Annotated in this window: 21 protein-coding genes; 18 read left to right on the top strand and 3 right to left on the bottom strand. The window is 36.6% G+C overall.

Annotated elements, in window-relative coordinates:
• Positions 1-34: 34 nt before the first annotated feature.
• The 18 genes from AC0NBN_RS02210 (at position 35) to AC0NBN_RS02295 (ending at position 16,966) form a co-directional block, all read left to right on the top strand.
• Positions 35-2,419: a TonB-dependent receptor gene (locus AC0NBN_RS02210; protein WP_160811737.1), complete on the top strand. Its 2,385-nt coding sequence runs from the start codon at positions 35-37 to the stop codon at positions 2,417-2,419.
• Positions 2,420-2,445: 26 nt separating this feature from the next.
• Positions 2,446-3,009 carry a hypothetical protein gene (locus AC0NBN_RS02215; protein WP_143883835.1) on the top strand — a complete coding sequence of 188 codons (564 nt, stop codon included), beginning with the start codon at positions 2,446-2,448 and terminating at the stop codon, positions 3,007-3,009.
• Between the two features lie 330 nt (positions 3,010-3,339).
• Positions 3,340-4,590 carry a site-specific integrase gene (locus AC0NBN_RS02220; protein ID WP_034871438.1) on the top strand — a complete coding sequence of 417 codons (1,251 nt, stop codon included), beginning with the start codon at positions 3,340-3,342 and terminating at the stop codon, positions 4,588-4,590.
• Between the two features lie 546 nt (positions 4,591-5,136).
• Positions 5,137-5,529, top strand: a complete 393-nt coding sequence (locus AC0NBN_RS02225; protein WP_034871542.1) for a single-stranded DNA-binding protein — start codon at positions 5,137-5,139, stop codon at positions 5,527-5,529.
• A gap of 43 nt (positions 5,530-5,572) precedes the next feature.
• Entirely contained in the window at positions 5,573-6,646 is a 1,074-nt protein-coding gene (locus AC0NBN_RS02230; protein WP_034871437.1) for a DUF932 domain-containing protein, read from the top strand.
• Positions 6,647-6,698: 52 nt separating this feature from the next.
• Positions 6,699-7,082, top strand: a complete 384-nt coding sequence (locus AC0NBN_RS02235) for a hypothetical protein (RefSeq protein WP_223200182.1) — start codon at positions 6,699-6,701, stop codon at positions 7,080-7,082.
• Between the two features lie 19 nt (positions 7,083-7,101).
• Entirely contained in the window at positions 7,102-7,617 is a 516-nt protein-coding gene (locus tag AC0NBN_RS02240; protein WP_034871436.1) for a DUF1281 family ferredoxin-like fold protein, read from the top strand.
• Positions 7,601-8,050, top strand: coding sequence for a hypothetical protein (locus AC0NBN_RS02245; RefSeq protein WP_034871435.1), 450 nt, complete (start codon positions 7,601-7,603; stop codon positions 8,048-8,050). The genes AC0NBN_RS02240 and AC0NBN_RS02245 overlap by 17 nt, the downstream gene beginning before the upstream one ends.
• Entirely contained in the window at positions 8,041-8,235 is a 195-nt protein-coding gene (locus tag AC0NBN_RS02250; protein WP_034871434.1) for a hypothetical protein, read from the top strand. Before AC0NBN_RS02245 ends, AC0NBN_RS02250 begins: the two co-directional genes overlap by 10 nt.
• Before the next feature lie 12 nt (positions 8,236-8,247).
• Positions 8,248-8,859: a PRTRC system protein E gene (locus AC0NBN_RS02255; protein ID WP_059344610.1), complete on the top strand. Its 612-nt coding sequence runs from the start codon at positions 8,248-8,250 to the stop codon at positions 8,857-8,859.
• Positions 8,860-8,877: 18 nt separating this feature from the next.
• A complete protein-coding gene (locus AC0NBN_RS02260) occupies positions 8,878-9,096 on the top strand; it encodes a PRTRC system protein C (RefSeq protein WP_019976352.1) in 219 nt (72 codons plus the stop codon).
• Between the two features lie 17 nt (positions 9,097-9,113).
• Positions 9,114-10,268, top strand: a complete 1,155-nt coding sequence (locus AC0NBN_RS02265) for a hypothetical protein (protein WP_088161972.1) — start codon at positions 9,114-9,116, stop codon at positions 10,266-10,268.
• A 10-nt stretch (positions 10,269-10,278) separates the two neighbouring features.
• Complete coding sequence (locus AC0NBN_RS02270) at positions 10,279-11,004, top strand: PRTRC system protein B (RefSeq protein ID WP_034871431.1); 726 nt, start codon at positions 10,279-10,281, stop codon at positions 11,002-11,004.
• Entirely contained in the window at positions 11,004-11,813 is an 810-nt protein-coding gene (locus AC0NBN_RS02275; protein ID WP_034871430.1) for a PRTRC system ThiF family protein, read from the top strand. Before AC0NBN_RS02270 ends, AC0NBN_RS02275 begins: the two co-directional genes overlap by 1 nt.
• 99 nt (positions 11,814-11,912) lie before the next feature.
• Complete coding sequence (locus AC0NBN_RS02280; protein ID WP_160811736.1) at positions 11,913-12,059, top strand: hypothetical protein; 147 nt, start codon at positions 11,913-11,915, stop codon at positions 12,057-12,059.
• Between the two features lie 175 nt (positions 12,060-12,234).
• Positions 12,235-14,163 carry an ATP-dependent nuclease gene (locus AC0NBN_RS02285; RefSeq protein ID WP_059344612.1) on the top strand — a complete coding sequence of 643 codons (1,929 nt, stop codon included), beginning with the start codon at positions 12,235-12,237 and terminating at the stop codon, positions 14,161-14,163.
• Complete coding sequence (locus tag AC0NBN_RS02290; RefSeq protein WP_160811735.1) at positions 14,163-15,983, top strand: UvrD-helicase domain-containing protein; 1,821 nt, start codon at positions 14,163-14,165, stop codon at positions 15,981-15,983. Before AC0NBN_RS02285 ends, AC0NBN_RS02290 begins: the two co-directional genes overlap by 1 nt.
• A 98-nt stretch (positions 15,984-16,081) precedes the next feature.
• On the top strand, positions 16,082-16,966 hold the full coding sequence (locus AC0NBN_RS02295) for a hypothetical protein (protein ID WP_034871425.1): 885 nt from the start codon (positions 16,082-16,084) through the stop codon (positions 16,964-16,966).
• A 9-nt stretch (positions 16,967-16,975) separates the two neighbouring features.
• Here AC0NBN_RS02295 and AC0NBN_RS02300 read toward each other — a convergent pair whose 3' ends face one another.
• From AC0NBN_RS02300 to AC0NBN_RS02310, 3 genes are all read right to left on the bottom strand, one after another.
• Positions 16,976-17,365, bottom strand: a complete 390-nt coding sequence (locus AC0NBN_RS02300) for an ANTAR domain-containing protein (RefSeq protein WP_034871424.1) — start codon at positions 17,363-17,365, stop codon at positions 16,976-16,978.
• A gap of 277 nt (positions 17,366-17,642) precedes the next feature.
• The gene (locus AC0NBN_RS02305; protein ID WP_034871423.1) at positions 17,643-17,936 is read right to left on the bottom strand and encodes a helix-turn-helix domain-containing protein; all 294 of its coding nucleotides are present in this window, start codon (positions 17,934-17,936) and stop codon (positions 17,643-17,645) included.
• On the bottom strand, positions 17,917-18,228 hold the full coding sequence (locus tag AC0NBN_RS02310) for a helix-turn-helix domain-containing protein (protein ID WP_034871538.1): 312 nt from the start codon (positions 18,226-18,228) through the stop codon (positions 17,917-17,919). The genes AC0NBN_RS02305 and AC0NBN_RS02310 overlap by 20 nt, the downstream gene beginning before the upstream one ends.
• Between the last annotated feature and the right edge of the window lie 141 nt (positions 18,229-18,369).

Here is an 18,369-nt window from a genome sequence, read left to right on the forward strand (position 1 = left end):
AAAAGATTCAATGATATAGCTCAATGTATTTACAATGAAATTTATACTAAGTTTTTTATTGGTTCTTATGGAACTGGTAAATATCAATGCACAGAAAACCTACACCGTAAAAGGAAGTGTACAGGATTTTCATGATAAAACAATGCTGGAAAATGCGGAAATCCGAATAGGAAATTTTTCTGCGAAAACAGATAAAAAAGGTCAGTTTTCTCTGGCTGGAATTCCTGCTGGGAATTATGATCTTATTGCCAAACATCCCGAATGCAACGACTATACTGAAAATATACGGGTTGACAGAGATTTGCATTTAGCTATAAGACTGGAACATCATGTAGGTGAAATTCAGACCGTAACGATTCACGGAACTCACAAAGCAAAAGGTGCTGTCATCATGACAACGCTTGACAGAGCAGATATTGAAAGGAATTCTACCGAAAATCTTGGAAATCTTCTGTCGCAGCTCTCAGGAGTTACTGCTCTGAAAACCGGAAATAATATTACAAAGCCGGTAATTCATGGTTTATACGGAAGCCGTGTTTCAATCTTAAATAACGGAGTGAAAATGGCGGAACAGGAATGGGGAGTAGAACACGCGCCCAATGTGGATGTGAATGATTTTGAACATATTGATGTCATCAAAGGTGCATCTGCTCTGAAATATGGTAACGAAGGAGTGGGAGGAATCGTGATTTTAGAACCTGCACTTATTCCTAAAAAAGATACTTTGATGGGTAACGTAAAACTTTCCGGAATTTCCAATGGAAGAGGAGGAGAAATTTCTGCTAATCTTTTAAAATCATGGAAAAACCAATGGTTTGTAAAAGCAGGCGGAAGCTATAGGAAGCTGGGAGATTTGTACATTCCGCATCATATTTTGCAGAATACGGGTGCAGAAGTTAATTCTTTTAATTTCTCTTTCGGAAATCACAGTTTTCTACAGGGTTTTGATGTTTCTTATAGCGGAATCAGACAGGATTTTGGAATATATAAAGGTGCACATTTGGGAAGTCCTTCAGATTTTTACAAAGCAATCAATTTGGGACAGCCTTATTTTCTGGATGATTTCAGCTACGAAATTGGAAGCCCGAAACAGGAAGTTGAGCATCATATTGCTAAAATTTCAGCTTACAAACGGTTTGCAGATTTTGGAAAACTGACTTTTCAGTACAGCTTTCAATTAAATCAAAGAAAAGAATTTGATATCAGAAGAGGAGATTTGAATGCACTGCCTTCTATGGATTTGCGACTCATTACTCATTCTGCGAGTTTAGTTCATCTTATTGAGCGTACAGACTGGAGTTTAGAAAGTGGTATTTCCGGAGTTTTTCAGGATAATTACCCCAATCCTGCAACCAGAGCAAGACGTTTGATTCCCGATTATTACCGTTATGATGCAGGTGCTTTTTCTGTTTTTAAATACAGATTTAATTCAAAACTGAATGCTGAAGCAGCTGTAAGATATGATTTCAGCAGATATGACGCTTATAAATATTACGACGAATCTGACTGGAATAACAGATTTGCAAAGGTCTTCCCTGAATTTTTCATTCAGAAAAGCGACAGCAGAATTTTGGCAAGACCTATTTTAGATTATCATAATTTTTCGGCTAATCTGGGGTTAGATTATAAACCTTTTGATAATGTTGAAGTTAAATTTAATTTATCAAGAGCCGACAGAACTCCCAATCCTGCAGAATTATTTGCAGACGGACTGCATCACTCTGCAGCAATCGTGGAAGAGGGTGATATGAGAATTAAAAGAGAGACGCTTTATCAGGCAAATCTCTCTTTAGTTTCTAATTTTAATATACTGAAGGGACTTCGTATTGAAGCATCTCCATATATAATGATCTCTGATAATTTTATCAATCAGATTCCTACAGGGGTTGTGAATTCTAACCGAGGTGTTTTTCCGATTTGGAGTTATCAGCAGATTAAAGCCAGAATTTTTGGAATTGATGCAGATGCACAACTTAATATTCTTGATCGGTTGAAATGGAATACAGGATTCAGCGCATTGAAAGGAGATGATTTGTCTAATAACGAACCCCTGATTCTAATGATGCCATCCAATCTCAGAAATTCAGTAGAATGGAAAATCGATATTCCTAATAATTTCTATCTGCAACTGGAGAATGTAAGCGTATTTAGGCAAAATCGTTTTCCGATCAGAAATCAGACGGTTGACTTTATAGATAACGGTACTTTTTTCAGGGAAGAATTAGATTTGAGTACTCCTCCTCCTGCTTACTCGGTATTTAATGCTTCTGTAGGTGCAGATGTGGCTAAAAACTTTAATGTCAATTTCAGAATCAACAATATTTTCAATACAGAATATCGTGAGTATCTCAACAGACTCCGGTTTTTTATGCCTGAAAATGGCAGAAACTTTATTATAACTTTTAAATACAACTTTTAATTATTAATATTTTAAAATTTTAAAAAATGAAAAAATTCTTAAACATTACACTGGTAATTTTTGCAGCACTTTTAGTTTTCTCATGTAGAAATGATTCTACCGACATTCCGGAAGATATTCATGATCATGATGAAATAGAAAAAATGGTGGTGAGATTAACCAATGCAAATGATCCTACAGATGTACAGACGATTAGTTATATCGGTGGGGTTGCTGATAAACATATTCATGCAGAAGCAGGAGATGTGTTCAATGTTGATCTGGATTTTCAGGTAAAACATGATGACCATTACGACAGTGTAAATGGCGAAATTATGGAAGAGAAAGATGAGCATTTTATCACATTTGGTTTTTCAGGGGCAAATGTTATCGTAAAAAGAGCAGCTAATGATGTTGCAAGAACAGATGGTAATAAACTGGGGCTAAAAACTCAATGGACTGTTGTAAGCACAACTCCAACAGGAAAAGTAAACATTAAGCTGGTACACGCACCAACTTCAGTAAGCCAGAATTCTCCTTCAGCAGACAATCAGCTTGGAAGCACAACAGGCGGAGAATCTGATGTAGATGCATTGATTGATCTGCATTAATACCATTCTTCAACAAATTTTAATATTATAAAAAGACATCATTTTGGTGTCTTTTTATGTTTTTTACCTAAAAAAGATTAGTAAAAAGCAAAAGTAAGCAAAACGATTAAAACCTTTGCTATACAATGTTTTATAAAATAGTAGTCGTAGTTTGGAACTCTGTGTCTGATAAGTTTTGGGCTTAAAATGACAAGGTTAGGTTACTAATTCGTTACCGATTGATAAAGGTAATGATATATATTAACTTGTTATATTTCAGTCTTTTGCACCTCTTTTTACATTTCCTTGTAACTCAATGAAAGTTAATTTTAAACATTAAACATTTGAGTTATGGAGCAGACAAAAAAATCGACGTTCAAACTGCTTTTCTATTTGAAAAAGAACGAACTGAAAAAGAATGGTAACGCACCAATTATGGCACGTATTACCATTGACGGAACACCGAAAACTTTGGGGACAAAGTTAGAAATAAACCCTAATAATTGGAATTTAAAACACGGAAGAGTTGAGGGTAAAAGTGCCGTTGCATTGAATATTAACCAGAAACTGGATAACATACGTGGTCGTATCGACAAGATATACGAAGACATGCAGAAACATGAAGGTTTTGCCACCGCACAGAAAGTAAAGCTTTCTTTTCTTGGTGTCGGTGTGATGGATGATGCAATACTAAAAGTATTCAACGATCAAAACGAAGATTTTAAAAGATTGGTCGAAAAAGAAGAACGTTCACAAAGCACTTACAACAAGTATATCACGGTTTACAACCATCTTACCAATTTTATTAAAGAACGTTATCATCGTGATGATATGGCATTCCGGGAATTGACTGCCGAGTTTATCAGGGAATTTGATTTTTATCTCCGATACGATTTACAGTCTTCTCACAATACAGTTTGGGTTTACACGATGCCGGTGTTAAGTCTCGCTGAATTGGCTATCAAAAAAGGCTTGATACGTGATAATCCCTTTCAGGATTATGAGATAAATATGCAGGAAACCGACAGAGGTTACATTTTGAAAGAAGATGTTGAGAAGCTGATGAAATGCGTACCGTCACACCCAAGATATGAGCTTGTAAAAGATCTCTTTATCTTTAGTTGTTTCACCGGACTTGCTTATGCAGACATTAAGAAATTAACTCGGAATAATATCCAATCATTCTTTGATGGTCATCAATGGATCATCAGCAGGAGAAAGAAATCGGATATTGCGTCCAATGTTAGGTTGATGGAAATCCCAAAACGTATCATTGAAAAATATCAAGGTACGACGAGGAACGAAATTATCTTCCCGGTTCCTACAAATGTAACCTGTAACAATCACGTCAGTAAATTGATTGAAACAGCGGAGATCATTACAGAACAGAAAGTAACCTTTCATACGGCAAGACACACTTTTGGTACGATGTTCTTAACCGAAGGCGTACCGCTTGAAAGCCTTAGTAAAATGATGGGACACAAAAACATTTCCACCACACAGATTTATGCTAAAATAACCAGCCAGAAAATCAGTAAGGATATGGATTTGGTGGCTCCGAAATTTCAAGAAATGGAAGAAGCATTTTTAGCAATCGTCTGATTAGATTATTACACTTCCTTTTAACAGAGCAGAACTTTATAGGTTCTGCTTTTTTTATGCCCGTACTTTTTTACAGCCAAAGCACATTTATCTCCCTGCGTTTTGTTTCCCTCTCTCATAAAAGAGCTTTTTAAGGCTGTTTTCTAAATAGAAAATTGAAAAACTAACTCCTTATCCATTCCCTTTCAGTTTCATTTTTCAAATCTCTCTTATAGGCTTTAATAGCCTGGTCAATTACAACAAAAATTTAGGACAGAATATTTCCATAATCAACCGGTAAAAAGGCAGCCAAAGTACGGCGGTCACCCCAAGCTCAATCCCAGCCAAAAGACTACGGCATAAACGGTTTCCTCCCTAAAGGTACCCTCCAATTATTCCGTTTCCTTTTGGCTTTTCCTCTTGACCGCCTTGATAGTCTGCTTTCTTTTTTCCGGTTTTTCTTTTGGAAAAAATTATGCGAAGCGAAGCGGAGCAAACCACAACAGGAAGCAGGAAACGAGAAAAGCGAACGTAACAAAATGTAAAACTTTTAAAACAGGAACGATTATGAACATCATCGGAAGACTGACAAGGGATGCGGAAGTACGCACAACGTCACAGGACAAACAAGTAGTAAACTTTTCAGTAGCGACCAACGAAAGCTACAAGAACAAACAGGGCGAACGCATTGAGCAAACAACCTACTTCGACTGTGCCTATTGGCTGTCTGCAAAGGTAGCATCACTACTGACCAAAGGCACTTTGGTAGAACTCACAGGCAGGGTAAGCACAAGAGCGTGGACAGGCAAAGACGGAGAGCCGAAAGCAGGTCTGAATTTCCATACCTCAAACATCAAGTTTCACGGAGGTATCAAAAGAACCGAAACCGCACAGGCTACTGCACAATCTGAAAACAACGGATTTACAGCACAGGGAACAGAGGACGACCTCCCATTTTAATCAAGAACATTCAATCATTTTTTAACATCAAAATTTTATCAAAATGGCACATAATATCAATTTCAACGAGCAAACAGGAAAGCACAGTTTCTTTTCAGTACAGCAAAAAGCGTGGCACGGTTTAGGGCAAATCGTGGAGCAATACCCAACGAGTGAGGAAGCTATCCGACACGCAGGGTTAGATTACGAAGTCATAAAATCCCCACTGTTTACCAAAGGTTCGGGTATTATCGAAACAGCCAACGGCATCGAGATAGGCAGTAGCGAATTGGAAGTACCTAACTATTTCGCCAACATACGCACTGATAACAATGCAGTTTTGGGCGTAGTCGGTAAGGATTACCACATTGTACAGAACCGTGAAGCCTTTAATTTCTTTGATGCCATTGTAGGTGGTGGCGAGGGTATTCTCTACGAAACCGCAGGAGCATTGGGTAACGGAGAACGCATTTTTATCACAGCCAAACTACCCGATTATATCCGAGTGGGCAATGGCGATGATGTTACGGAAAAGTACATTTTCCTAACCACTTCGCACGATGGTAGCGGAAGTATTACCGCAGCGTTTACACCTATCCGTATCGTGTGCCAAAACACCTTAAACGCTTCGTTACGCAATATGACCAATGTAGTCCGTATCAAACATACTTCGGGAGCAAAACAGCGTATTGAGAACGCTCACAAGATTATGGGACTTGCCAATACGTTGAGTAACCAATTAGAGAACATTTTCAACAATTGGACAAAGGTAAAAGTATCAGACCGAGAAGTAAGAAAGCTAATCCAATTGGCACTTTGCCCGAACAAGGAAACTTTAGAGCTAATCAACAAAGGTGCGGAAGATGAAATTTCCACCGTGTTCAAAAACGTGGTTGATAATGCTTTTACCTATGCGATGATAAGCGACACACAGCAAATGGACACGACCAAAGGTACATTGTTCGGGGCATATAATGCCGTAACAGGCTACTATCAGAACGTAAGAAATTACAAAGATGATGAAGCCAAGTTGCAGAGCATTGTATTAGGTGGAACGGCTCAACAGAAAACGCAGAAAGCATTTGAATTGTGTACCGCCTTTGCAACAGACGGTGCGGAAATCCTAAACCTTAATTAAATAACAACAGGCTACCGCCTTAATCGGTGGTAGCCTACTATAAACAACAGTTATGACAATAGAGATATATGAAGCAACGCTAAAGCACGACACAGGTACAACAATGCTAAGAGTAATATCACTAAGCGGAAAGCAGGGAGCAATACAGCAGATAACAACCGTAGAGGGTTGTCCCGAATGTGCCATTGTGGATATAGTAGAAATTTTTAACGATACAAGACAGCAGGATATGAAAGCAAAAACCATAGAGGAAGCAAAAGAATTGGCTAAAGGCAAGAGCCTTAAAAAAAAGCACAAGGACGAAACAGTACATATTATCTACTGCAATCGTACAGAGTATTTCTACATAGACACGGACGGTTTAATACGCCTTTGGGAGCAGTCATTCGGCTACTATGTGAATGGCGTTTATACCGCTGAAAAATCACATTCATAACCTTAAACAATAAACGATTATGACAAATTGGTGCAGTAATACGGTTGTTTTCGAGGGCAAACCCGAAGCAATCGAACAGATACAACAGCTATTCAAATCAATGGTTGAAAAGGAACAGAAAGAAGAATGCGGACAGTTACCCGAATTTGTTTCGGAGCATAACGGTGGTTATTTCTTTGAAATCTATCAAAACGATGATGTAACAGGCGTATTCCAATATGAAACAAAATGGTCGCCCAATATTGTAGAAGTACAAAAGATAGCAGAACACTATAACGTGAATTTCACACAGGACTATCTGGAATTGGGTAACTGTGTATGTGGCAGGGCAACATCTGCTGACAAGCTACTCACAGATGTTTTTTTGGAGTACGAAGATTTTGAACAGTTCGAGTTTGACGAAGAAACTGACACCTACCATTTTGAGGGCGAAGATTACGACAGCGAGTACGAAATTTTAGAAACCTTATTGGAACGTAAAATCGAAAATCAATTTACCAACACTAACATTCAGAACGATGAAATTATCAGATAAACCAACAGCATACGTACTGCTCAAAGCAGGAACCAACAGCGAATGGGACAATTGCAATTTTGCCATTGTCCACATTACCGAAGATTGGAAAAAGGAGCAGCAAAAAAGGCTTGAAATGGTTAAGCCGTTTGAAGAAGATTACTTTTTACAATCACTGAACTATTACGATACGGCAGTAGATTTTTATACCGCTGACGAAGACGATAACCCCGATTTATACAAATGGCTTGAAAATAAGCCTATGGCATACGTGGATATTGACAAAGAAGAACTCCAAACATTATCCGTACCCGAAAATCGCTTGGACTGTTACAGGCTTGTACTATATAAGACAGGAACAGCAATGTATAAAGCCTACGGAAAGCACACGAGCGAAGAATTTTGGTCAGAGGAATTTCCATTATCACAATTAATTACAGAGGTATGTATATAACCGATTTGAACGGTTGTGAAATTGAAATAACCGACTTAAAAGAAGCTATCAAAATAGCCAAAAGAAATACAGGGTACAGCCACGAGGACAAAAGTTTCTCGGAGTTTGACAAACGACAAAAAGCCTATTGGGTGGACATACACGAGAAACTCACAGCAATCAAAAAACGAATAGTTAACAATTAAAATTTCAGAACGATGAATACCAATTTTTTCAATCAGATACAAGCTTTGGACTTTACAGGGGTACTGCAACTCAACATTTCCAAAGGAGCAGAAAACAACCTTATCGTATCGGTATTGCTCAACAACGAACAATGTGGAGATAGTGCCAAAAATCTAATTCCCCCCTTAACGTTTAACGCCACTCCGCAGGAATTTGACGAGGGATTTTTTGAGCAGATAAAAGCACCTGTTAAAACCGTTTCGGGCGTAATGGTGGATATGGAAAAATTCTTAAAACAAATGGAGGAAGTCAAAAAGCAATCGGCAATGGAAAAAGAAAAGACCGAGAAAGCCAAAAAGGAAAAAGAAGCCAAAGACAAAAAATTTAAAGACGGAATGGCAAAGGCTGACGAACTCGAAAAAGAGGGCAAATTCCGTGAAGCGTGGATGAAAGTTCCCGAGATAACCGAATTTCCCGAAAAAGCGGACGAGATACGCAAACGCAAAACATCATTGTCAGACAAATTCGCCACACCGAGCCTTTTTGGAACAATTGAGGAAACAGCACCCGAACTGCCACAAGCAGAAGAAGTTATATCCGACTATCCCATTGATGAAACGGACGAAGAAGAAACAGAGTATTAACCATTAAAAACGAGCATTATGTTATTAGCAACGCAATTGGAAAGAGTTTTTATACTCAAAGATAAAGGACAGGACATCAGACTGACCGACCCCGAACCACGTTGGAGCGTGGAAGCGGTAATGAATTTTTACGCCAATATGTACCCCATACTGACTACCGCAAAAGCATCTGCACCGCAGATAAAGGACGATGCAGTCGAGTACAGATTTGAGAGCGTAATGGGAACGAAAGGGTAAACCAAAATTTTAAAGCGATGAACTATGCACAGACATATCCTATCGGGAACGATTACAATACCCGAACAGCAACGACAAAGACAATTGCACCGCCAGTTAAACGAGTTCGCCAATTGGATGCAAAAGCCAAAGGATGCAAACGAAGTACGGAAAGACAAACGCAAATCAGTACCAACAGCGATGTTGCCAATGGTTTTCTAAAATGTTCGTTTCTGCCTAAACTGAAAGAAACGAAAACCGTACAGGCTTGCAGTAAATCAGACAAAACGGAAAGGGATTTTTTTCAGTCCCTTTCCAAATTGGCAGAACATTACAATATTGAACCTGCACAGACCAAACAATTTGACTATCCCTATAATATGGCATTGGCTATGACTGATGTAGAGGAAAAGTTAAAGAGCAAGGTTTTGGATTGGGAAGAAATCCGTTTGGTACAGGACAGTAAGAAAACCTATTTCGTAAGTGAAGAACGCTACAATACAGGAGCAACACTTTTTTACATTCCTGTTTCGCCATTGTACCGCCTTTTGCACGATAAAAAGAGAAAATCCAACGCACATTTATTATTGTCTGTTTGTGCTTATCTGTATCATATAGCCGACATTCCGTATTACAGGCAGGAAGCAAGCTATCTCTATTGGATGTACGAAATGATGAACGATTGGGTTGAACAGGACGATTATACCGAAGAAACCGAAGTTTATTTATCAGAAATCAAACAAGCCGAATTTATCGGTGATTTTATTGAACAACGGATTTATAACCGTATCAATCTGACCGTATTTGAACAGCGTATTGAAAAGTTCAAAGTAAGAAATGTTTTTGACAAGGAATGTTTAACCGTAGCAAAAGAAGCCTTTTCCCTGTATAAAACCTATCCGAATGAAAATGTACTCCGCAATGCCAAACTCAATGGAGAAGCATCTGGAGACGATATGGAAAATGTTATCGGAATGGAAAAGTACATTTCATTTTACGCAGACCATAAAGGTTGGCTGAATGAAACCTTGATAGAATCCGTAAACACCGATATACAGGAATACGGACAAATGGAAGAACCCATTATACTAAAACAGTTTGACGGCAGGGATATAACCGCCAACAATCTTTGTTTTGAAAAGAGGTTATTTCAATTATTACACAACCTAAGCGATATTTTACACCAATGTTAAACACAAGAATATGGAAACGATTAACGATATAACACAGGACTTCGGGACATTATACCACCCCAAATCGGCTTTGGTATTCTACGAAACCAAAGAACGGACAACCGATGTGTATGTAGAGCATTTTGATATGGATAAAAACGGAAATCCAATCAATGCCCACCCATTGACCGTGAGAGAAGCAAATATATTGGCAAAGTCACTTCGCACCGAAAAAGACAAGGACAAAGCCTTTTTAAAACCAAACGGAATTTTACCGACAAACATTTTGCACCTTAATCCGAGTGCAGAAAAAGCCACGGTAATCTGGTACACCAAAGCACAGCAAAGAAAGTTGTTTTTTGTGGACGGTCTGAAAATTCCCAATGGTAAAGCCTTTGTACCGCCAATGCTTTGGAAAGCAAGCAAAAACAGTCTTGCCGTTTATTCCCTTTCGAGTGACAGAAGACCGAACGATAAGACTAAACTGCATTACGCTCCGTTTTTCAATATTTACGAAGATGGTAAAGTTTGTATGGGTACAGTAAGCGTTGATATTAAAAAATCGGCTTCGGTGGAAGAATTTATACAGGCTTGGGAACACTACTTTTTCAATAGTTATTTCAGCCACTTATTGGGCAAACACAATCCCATAAAAGGCGATTGCGTAAAAGTTTGGAAAGACCTTATCAATACAGATAAACCCTTTCCGAAAGAAGTATTGAAACCGTATAACAAAACCCTTAAAAATCTATTGTAATGGAAACAGTAAAAACAGCCGTTCATTTTACGGACAACTATTTGATAAGCCCTACTAACCCGATTGAAGTCAATTTGATTGGTGCAGGTGGCACAGGTTCAAAGGTGCTGACCGCCTTAATGGAAATGAACCACAGTTTAACAGAATTGGGACACGCAGGATTGCATGTTCGTTTGTGGGATGATGATATTATCACGGAAGCCAATTTAGGCAGACAGCGATTTGCACCGAGTGAAACAGGCTTGTACAAATCGGTAGCACTCATAAACCGTGTTAATCGGTTTATGGGAACAAATTGGAAAGCAGAAACCCAAAAGTTTGAACGCAATTCTTTAGGAGGACTGCCCGAAAATGCGAAAGCTACGATTTATATTACTTGTGTGGATAATGTAAAGACAAGGTTTGATATTGCAGAAATGCTCAAAGCAATGAGTAAACAACGCAGAGCCAACCGTGATGAACCAAAATATTGGTTGGATTTTGGAAACAGCCAACATACAGGGCAAGTGTTACTATCTACCATCGGAAGTATCAAACAACCCGACTCTGAAAAGTATGAAACGGTGGCAAGCCTGCCAATGGTTACAGATGAATTTGGAGAACTGCTAAACCAGTCCGAACAAACGGACGATACGCCAAGTTGCAGTTTGGCAGAAGCTTTAGAAAAACAGGATTTGTATATCAATGCAACATTGGCTCAAATGGGTTGTTCGCTGTTGTGGAATATGTTTCGCTACGGAATGACCGAAAACAGGGGATTTTTCATTAATCTGAAAAATTTCCACACCCAACCCCTGAAAGTCGCCTGACCCCAAAAGGTCGGGCGGCGAAAAGACGCATCCTTCCTTTGGTCGGAACCGCCTTTTCGCATTTAAAAAGGTGCAACCACTTTACTAAAATGCACCGCTATGCAGTTCCCTTTCTCTACATTTTACCAAACAGGTTGCGACATTCTTTTCATGGGATATTCATTATCCCATTTGTTGTTTTTGGAAATGACTTCTTTTCTTTTCACATCTGCGACCAAAGAAAAGAAGCAAAAGAACGTCGCTTGATTAGAAATAATACTTTGAAAGCAATTTATTATACAATACCATTTTTTTTATAAATTAGCCAAAGGCTTGAAGTATTGTTTGTTGCTCAACGAGATTGTAAAACTTATTTTCAATTTAATTGATTCTATACATACCATTATAGCTTTGTTTATTTATTTCTAACCAAGAAAAGCAAATGTATTTATCCTATATAAAAGTTGAGAATTACAAAGGAATCGAAGCAATTGAAACAGAATTTGACCCCAAATTAAATATAATTATTGGTGAAAATGGGTGTGGAAAATCAGCAATCATTGACGCTATACGTCTGTTATATAATATTGGAGAGCCTATCAGAGAGATTTCTGTTACATCTGATGACTTTCATCAAAAAACAGTAGAGAACGGAGGAATCAAAACTATTCAAAAGTCTTCACTCATTACTATAACATATGTTTTCAAAGGGCTATCTACAGCGCAAAAAGGAGCTTTTTATGAATATATGGTAATCGATCCTAATAAAATCGAAGAAGATTATGCTAAAATATCGATTTCTTACGAAGAGAAAGATGGGAAATATCCGAACTTCTCATATAATACAGGAAATATTGATGGGCAAAAAGCCGATTATAAAACATTTGAACTTTTTCAACATTACTATTTAGGGGCATTGAGAGATAGTACTAAAGATCTACTGAGCACTCGGAATAATATTCTTGGAAAAGTTATAAGACGATTTGTAAAGAGAGAAAAGTCTGAGTCTGAAATTGAACAAATTATTAAAGATGCTAATTCTCAATTGTTGAGCCGTGATGAGGTAAAAAATACCAGAGACGGGGTGAATACAAATCTCGAAAGTATTTTTAAGAAAGTTATTGATAATAAAATTGGGGTTAGAATTGAAGAAGCAAAAACAGAATATATTGTTAATGCTATTAAACCCTATCTTCCACATGATAGATCAACCCTAACGGATGAAGGATTTCATTTATGGCAAAATAGTTTAGGGTTAAACAATCTGATATACATAGCAGTAGTTCTTGGTGATATAAAAGAGCAAATTAAAGATAATGGTCTTCCTCATTTCGCCTTATTAATTGAAGAGCCTGAATCTCATCTGCATCCCCAATTGCAACTAAGCCTTTATAACTTTCTCAACAATGCAAATGCTACCGAAAATAGTCAGCTATTTATAACTACTCATTCACCGACTTTAACTTCAAAAGTCCCCCTAAAGAATCTTATCCTTTTGGATTGTGGCAAAGCGACAAAACTTGATAAACAATTTCAAAATAGAGAGTCTGAAAAATTAATCGAAGATACCACCAAAAATAAGGAATTGTTAGATCCTGATTTGGAAAATAGAATGAAGAAGCTTCAGAGATATATAGACGTGACCAAATCTCAACTTTTATTTGCAAAATCAATTTTGTTCATTGAAGGTATTTCAGAAGAACTATTGATTTCAGCGTTTACTCTTTTGGAGGACTATAAATTGGAGGATTACAGAACCGAAATTGTTAACGTAAAAGGAACATCTTTCTATCCATTCCTCTATCTTTTTAATCATTCAAATCTATTAGAGAGAATTAACAAACCTATTTCCATCATCACAGATGATGATAGATTTACAGATTCGAAAAAAACTGAATATAGTTTTGATAGTTTGATAAATGATACCACTATTCTCGATCTGTTAGATGATTCTATTCAAAAAGGTAATGCAGTATCGAGAATAAAAAACTTGAATTCTGTAAAGAATAATGCAGATAACATTCAAATCTTTGAGTCATTCAAAACATTAGAATACGAAATTGCATTGCATAACATAAATGATGATAGGAGAAATTTTAAAAGCAACTTTTTAGTACAATATTTAGACCTTGTAGAAAGTGCTAAAATCATTAAAATTGTTGCTTATATGGCGACATTTGCTACAGATTTAATGACAGATGAGCAAAGAAGGAAAGTTGCAATTCTCCTATGGAAAACTTTTCCCGCTAAAGCTGAATTTGCACAGGACTTCTCAATTCATTTGCTGGATAATTTGGAAGATGCAAAAGCATCATTTATGGTTCCAAAGTATATATTAAATGCATTAACTCATTTAAAAAACGGATTATAATGTATTTTGAAAATGAGGAAAGATTAGCTTATCTACAAGCTAGGGGGAAAGTTATTCTAAGTGCCTGCCCAGGTAGTGGAAAAACAACCACTATTGCGAAGAAGATTTTAAATTTAGAAACTTCAAAAGAAATCGGAGGTCATTCTGGTGTAGCTTGTTTATCGTTCACTAATTCTGCTAAAGACGAAATTAATGAAGCATATAGAAAGCTAAGCGGTAAATCACTTCAGTTTCCTAACCACGTATCAACCATTGATAGTTTTATAAATAAATTTATTACACTTCCTTTTTATAATTTGCTTAATCGTGATTTCAATAGACCAAAGATACTTGATCATACAAATATCTTAGATGACATGTGGAAAACGACCTACGTAAAAAATGGAAAGACACTAGATGGTTTGTTACGACCTTTGAATAACGCAGAATATAAAGCAAAAAATAATCGCAGTATTTTTCATTTATATCCTCCGAGCGAAATAAGAATTGAGCCTGATGGTACATTTTCAATAAATGGCAATCAACCATCTCTGGATAAAGTAGATAGAGAGAATTTTAATAAGTATTGTCAGCTAATAAAAAATAGACAATTTACAAAAGGTCTTATATCAACTGGAGACTCTGCATATATTGCACTACATTTATTAAGAAATAACCCCAAAATTTGCCAATGGCTTAGTCTAAGATTCCCTTTTGTTATAATTGATGAGGCTCAGGACAATTCTTTAATACAGCACGCCATATTTGAGGAATTGGTGAACCAAGGCCTGAAAAACATTGAATTAATTGGAGACCCTTATCAAAGCCTGTATGAATGGAGAGACGCAAAACCTGATGAATTCTTAAGAAAATATGAAAGCGATCAAACTTGGCAATCTTATGACTTGACCGACAATAGACGTTCGCCTCAAAGTATCATTGATGTTTTTTCTAAAGTTAGACGTTCAGACGACTTAGCAATTAATAGTGTTGACTGTGAGGAGCAAAATAACTCTGTTAAAGTGTACAAATATTCAAGCAATAATCACCAATTAATAATTAAACATTATGACGATTATTGTTCAACAAAGAAACACCTTAATAGCTGTATTGTAGTTAGGGGAAATTCGTTAAAAGATTCGTTGCTGGGAAAAAAACTAGAACAAAGACCTTGGGGTACAGAACTACCTAAAGATATCATTTATGCTAAAAATCTCTACATCAGCGGTGATATTAAAAATGCAATAAAAGAAATACGAGCAATAAGTATTCAGCTCATTTATACTGATACATCTGATTATCATATACTAAAGGAAATTGAAAAAGAAAAGAGTGTTGATGCTCATTTTAATTCTTTAATGATTACCATCTTAAATGAATTACCTGATTTTAGCAAAACTGTACAAGACTGGACAACAGAAACTCAGCTTTTTCTAAAAAACAGATTGAAACTTAATTATGACGTTGACTTTAATTTACGAAATAGAAAATCAAAATACTTCGAAAAAACTACATTATTGGAAACCGTAAGCCAGCATTTCAAGAAGTCTTTTTCTGCTTTTAATATTCCCATTACAACAATACACCAAGTCAAAGGTCAAACCTTGGATTCAATTCTTGTTTTCTTCAATGAAAGAAAGCATAAGGATAACATCTTATTTGAAAACATATCAAACAGCGGAAATATTTTTCCTGATGAAACGAGGAGATTAATATATGTAGCCCTATCCAGACCAAAATATCTATTAGCAATGGCATTTCCGGATAGTATAAAAGATATTGATCTCAAAAAGAAATTTGGTGAAGCCATAAAGATAGTAACACAAGAAGAATTGATATAACTGCTGACGTTTCGAAAAGATTGTGAAAGGGATAGTCAAAGAATATATTTACAAAAAAAGTATGCACCAAAATGGTGCTTAAAAATTAGTAAAAGCAAATGCTAACCTATAACGAACTTATAGAACTAAGAGACCAATTAGTAAATAGCGAAATTCAGTTGGAACTTGCAAAAGCACAGTATTGGAATGGGTCCAAAGAGGAACAGCGCTCCTGGCATACAAAAGACTGGAAAGAAAGGAGGTCAGAATTTATTAAAGATAAATGCGAAATTTGCAGTAGTACTGATACATTAACTATACAACATAATTCTCATCCAAGAAAATATTCCGATTATTTAAGAGAACTAATAAGAGGATATACTAAAGACTACATAGATAGCAATCAAGAAGTTAGTAAGTCTGATTTTACAGATTATGTGCTAAAAAAATATAATTATGAACCCGTTCCACTTTGTTCAAATTGCAATAACAAAAATCCAAGCGTAAGGGTAAGGAAAACTCCAAAATATCGCTGTGCAGATTGTAAGCATGAATTTGATGAAGCAATTTTCAGAACGGCAAATGAACTCATTTCTATATTTTACGAAAATGAAGATGCTTACGAGGTTCAAGATAAATGTTTTGTTTCAAAGGATAAATGGGCAAATAAGAACAATCTATCTAATATCCGATATTGGTTACAAAGAGAACGTGCTAAAAATAAGGATGCAGAGCAGATTGAGAAAGAAGCTTTTTTACTTCATGTAAATGACTGTATCAAATATCTTTCCTTTGAAGATGCAATAACTGCGTGCAGAAAATGCGCTTATAATCTTGATATCAAAAAGATGGAACTATGTCCTCAATGTAAGCAAAATTATAAAGGACTTCAGTATCCAACCTGTATCGATTGTTTGCCCGAAGAAAAGCGAAAAGCTGCACTAAAAAGTATACAATTCGGAAAAGAATGGCATGAAATGCATAAAGGGTTGGGGATTGACTAAATATAATAATTAATTTTCTACAACTTTTTCAATCGCTTTTTTAAAATCAGCAACATCACTGCCAACCAATAAACAACTCGAAAAACCAATATTTAAAAGAGCCTTGCCAACTTTCTCATCATCAATATCACTATGGGCAATCAATTTAATACGTGGATATTTTTCTCTTAATTCCTGAAGCTGTACCAGCACATCATTATCGTAAAAATCTAAGTCTATGATACAGACTTCTGGAAGTGCTTTTAAAGCGGATAATTGAGTTATTCCATCTTCGACATGCTCCAAGCGGAAGAGTATTTCAAATCCTGAACCAGAGAGGTCATTGCAAATACTATCTAAGATGAGGCTTTTATCATTGATAAATGCCAGAGATTGTTTGGGTCTGTTTATTGTATCCATAATGCCATTTTTTCTTTTTCATGAACCCTACACAAAAAAAGAAAGCGTAGGCAATCACACTTACCGGCATTAAGGCACTGGTACGCCATCCCCCAAATAAGCGGACGCCCACGCCTATGACGTGAGCGTTCTTACTTATCTGTTCCGGGGATTTAAAAATTACCAGTTTCTAATGCGGAACCTAAAGCAAAAACACTTTAAGTATTTTCTATCTTCTACAAAGATACAAAACTCATTTCGATATAGAAATATGCCCTAAACTAAATTTGATCATAGATTATTTGATTTTTTGGCTACAATAGTTTTGCTCCAATACACTCAATAAATCTGTTTCTTTATAAATGATTTTGCCTCCTATTTGAATATACGGCAGAATATTGTCATCACGATATTGTTGCAAAGTACGTTTACTGATGTGTAACAGCTTGCATACATCTTCGCCCGACAGGTATATTTCTCCGTTCATTACGGGGCGGTAGTTTTTTAATATTTCTTCAATACGGCTTCGCAACCGCATTATCATCTCCTGTTGTTCGATGATTTCTTCGGTTTCATTCGTCAGTAAATCCATTGTCATTGGTATTATACGAATGTTTGCCTTTTAGCAAAGCCTGCACATCCGAAAGTTTATAATAATTTTTGCGGTTGAGCTTGGAGTAAGGCAATAAGCCTTTATCCTTATAGGTCTGCAAAGTCCGTTTGGTAATGTTCATCATCAGGCACACTTCCTGGTTATCGAGCCATTTCTCTTCTTTGAAAATCGGGGTATATTTCCGAGTAGCGTTTTCGGTCAGTTCCAAAAGTGCTTTCAGCTCTTTTTTCATTCCATCCAGTAGGGATTTTTGTATTGCGATAACTTCCATATTCTGCTCAATTTTTCTGTGGAAGTCTAATTTATAATGGCTTATTACATAACTGGGAAATGTTGTAGTCATTGGCGTTGAGAGGCAGTGTTTGGCTGTTTTCTTTTGCCGTAAACAAAAAATCGGATAGCCTTTTGGGTT

Source organism: Chryseobacterium sp. L12 (genome assembly GCF_056133985.1).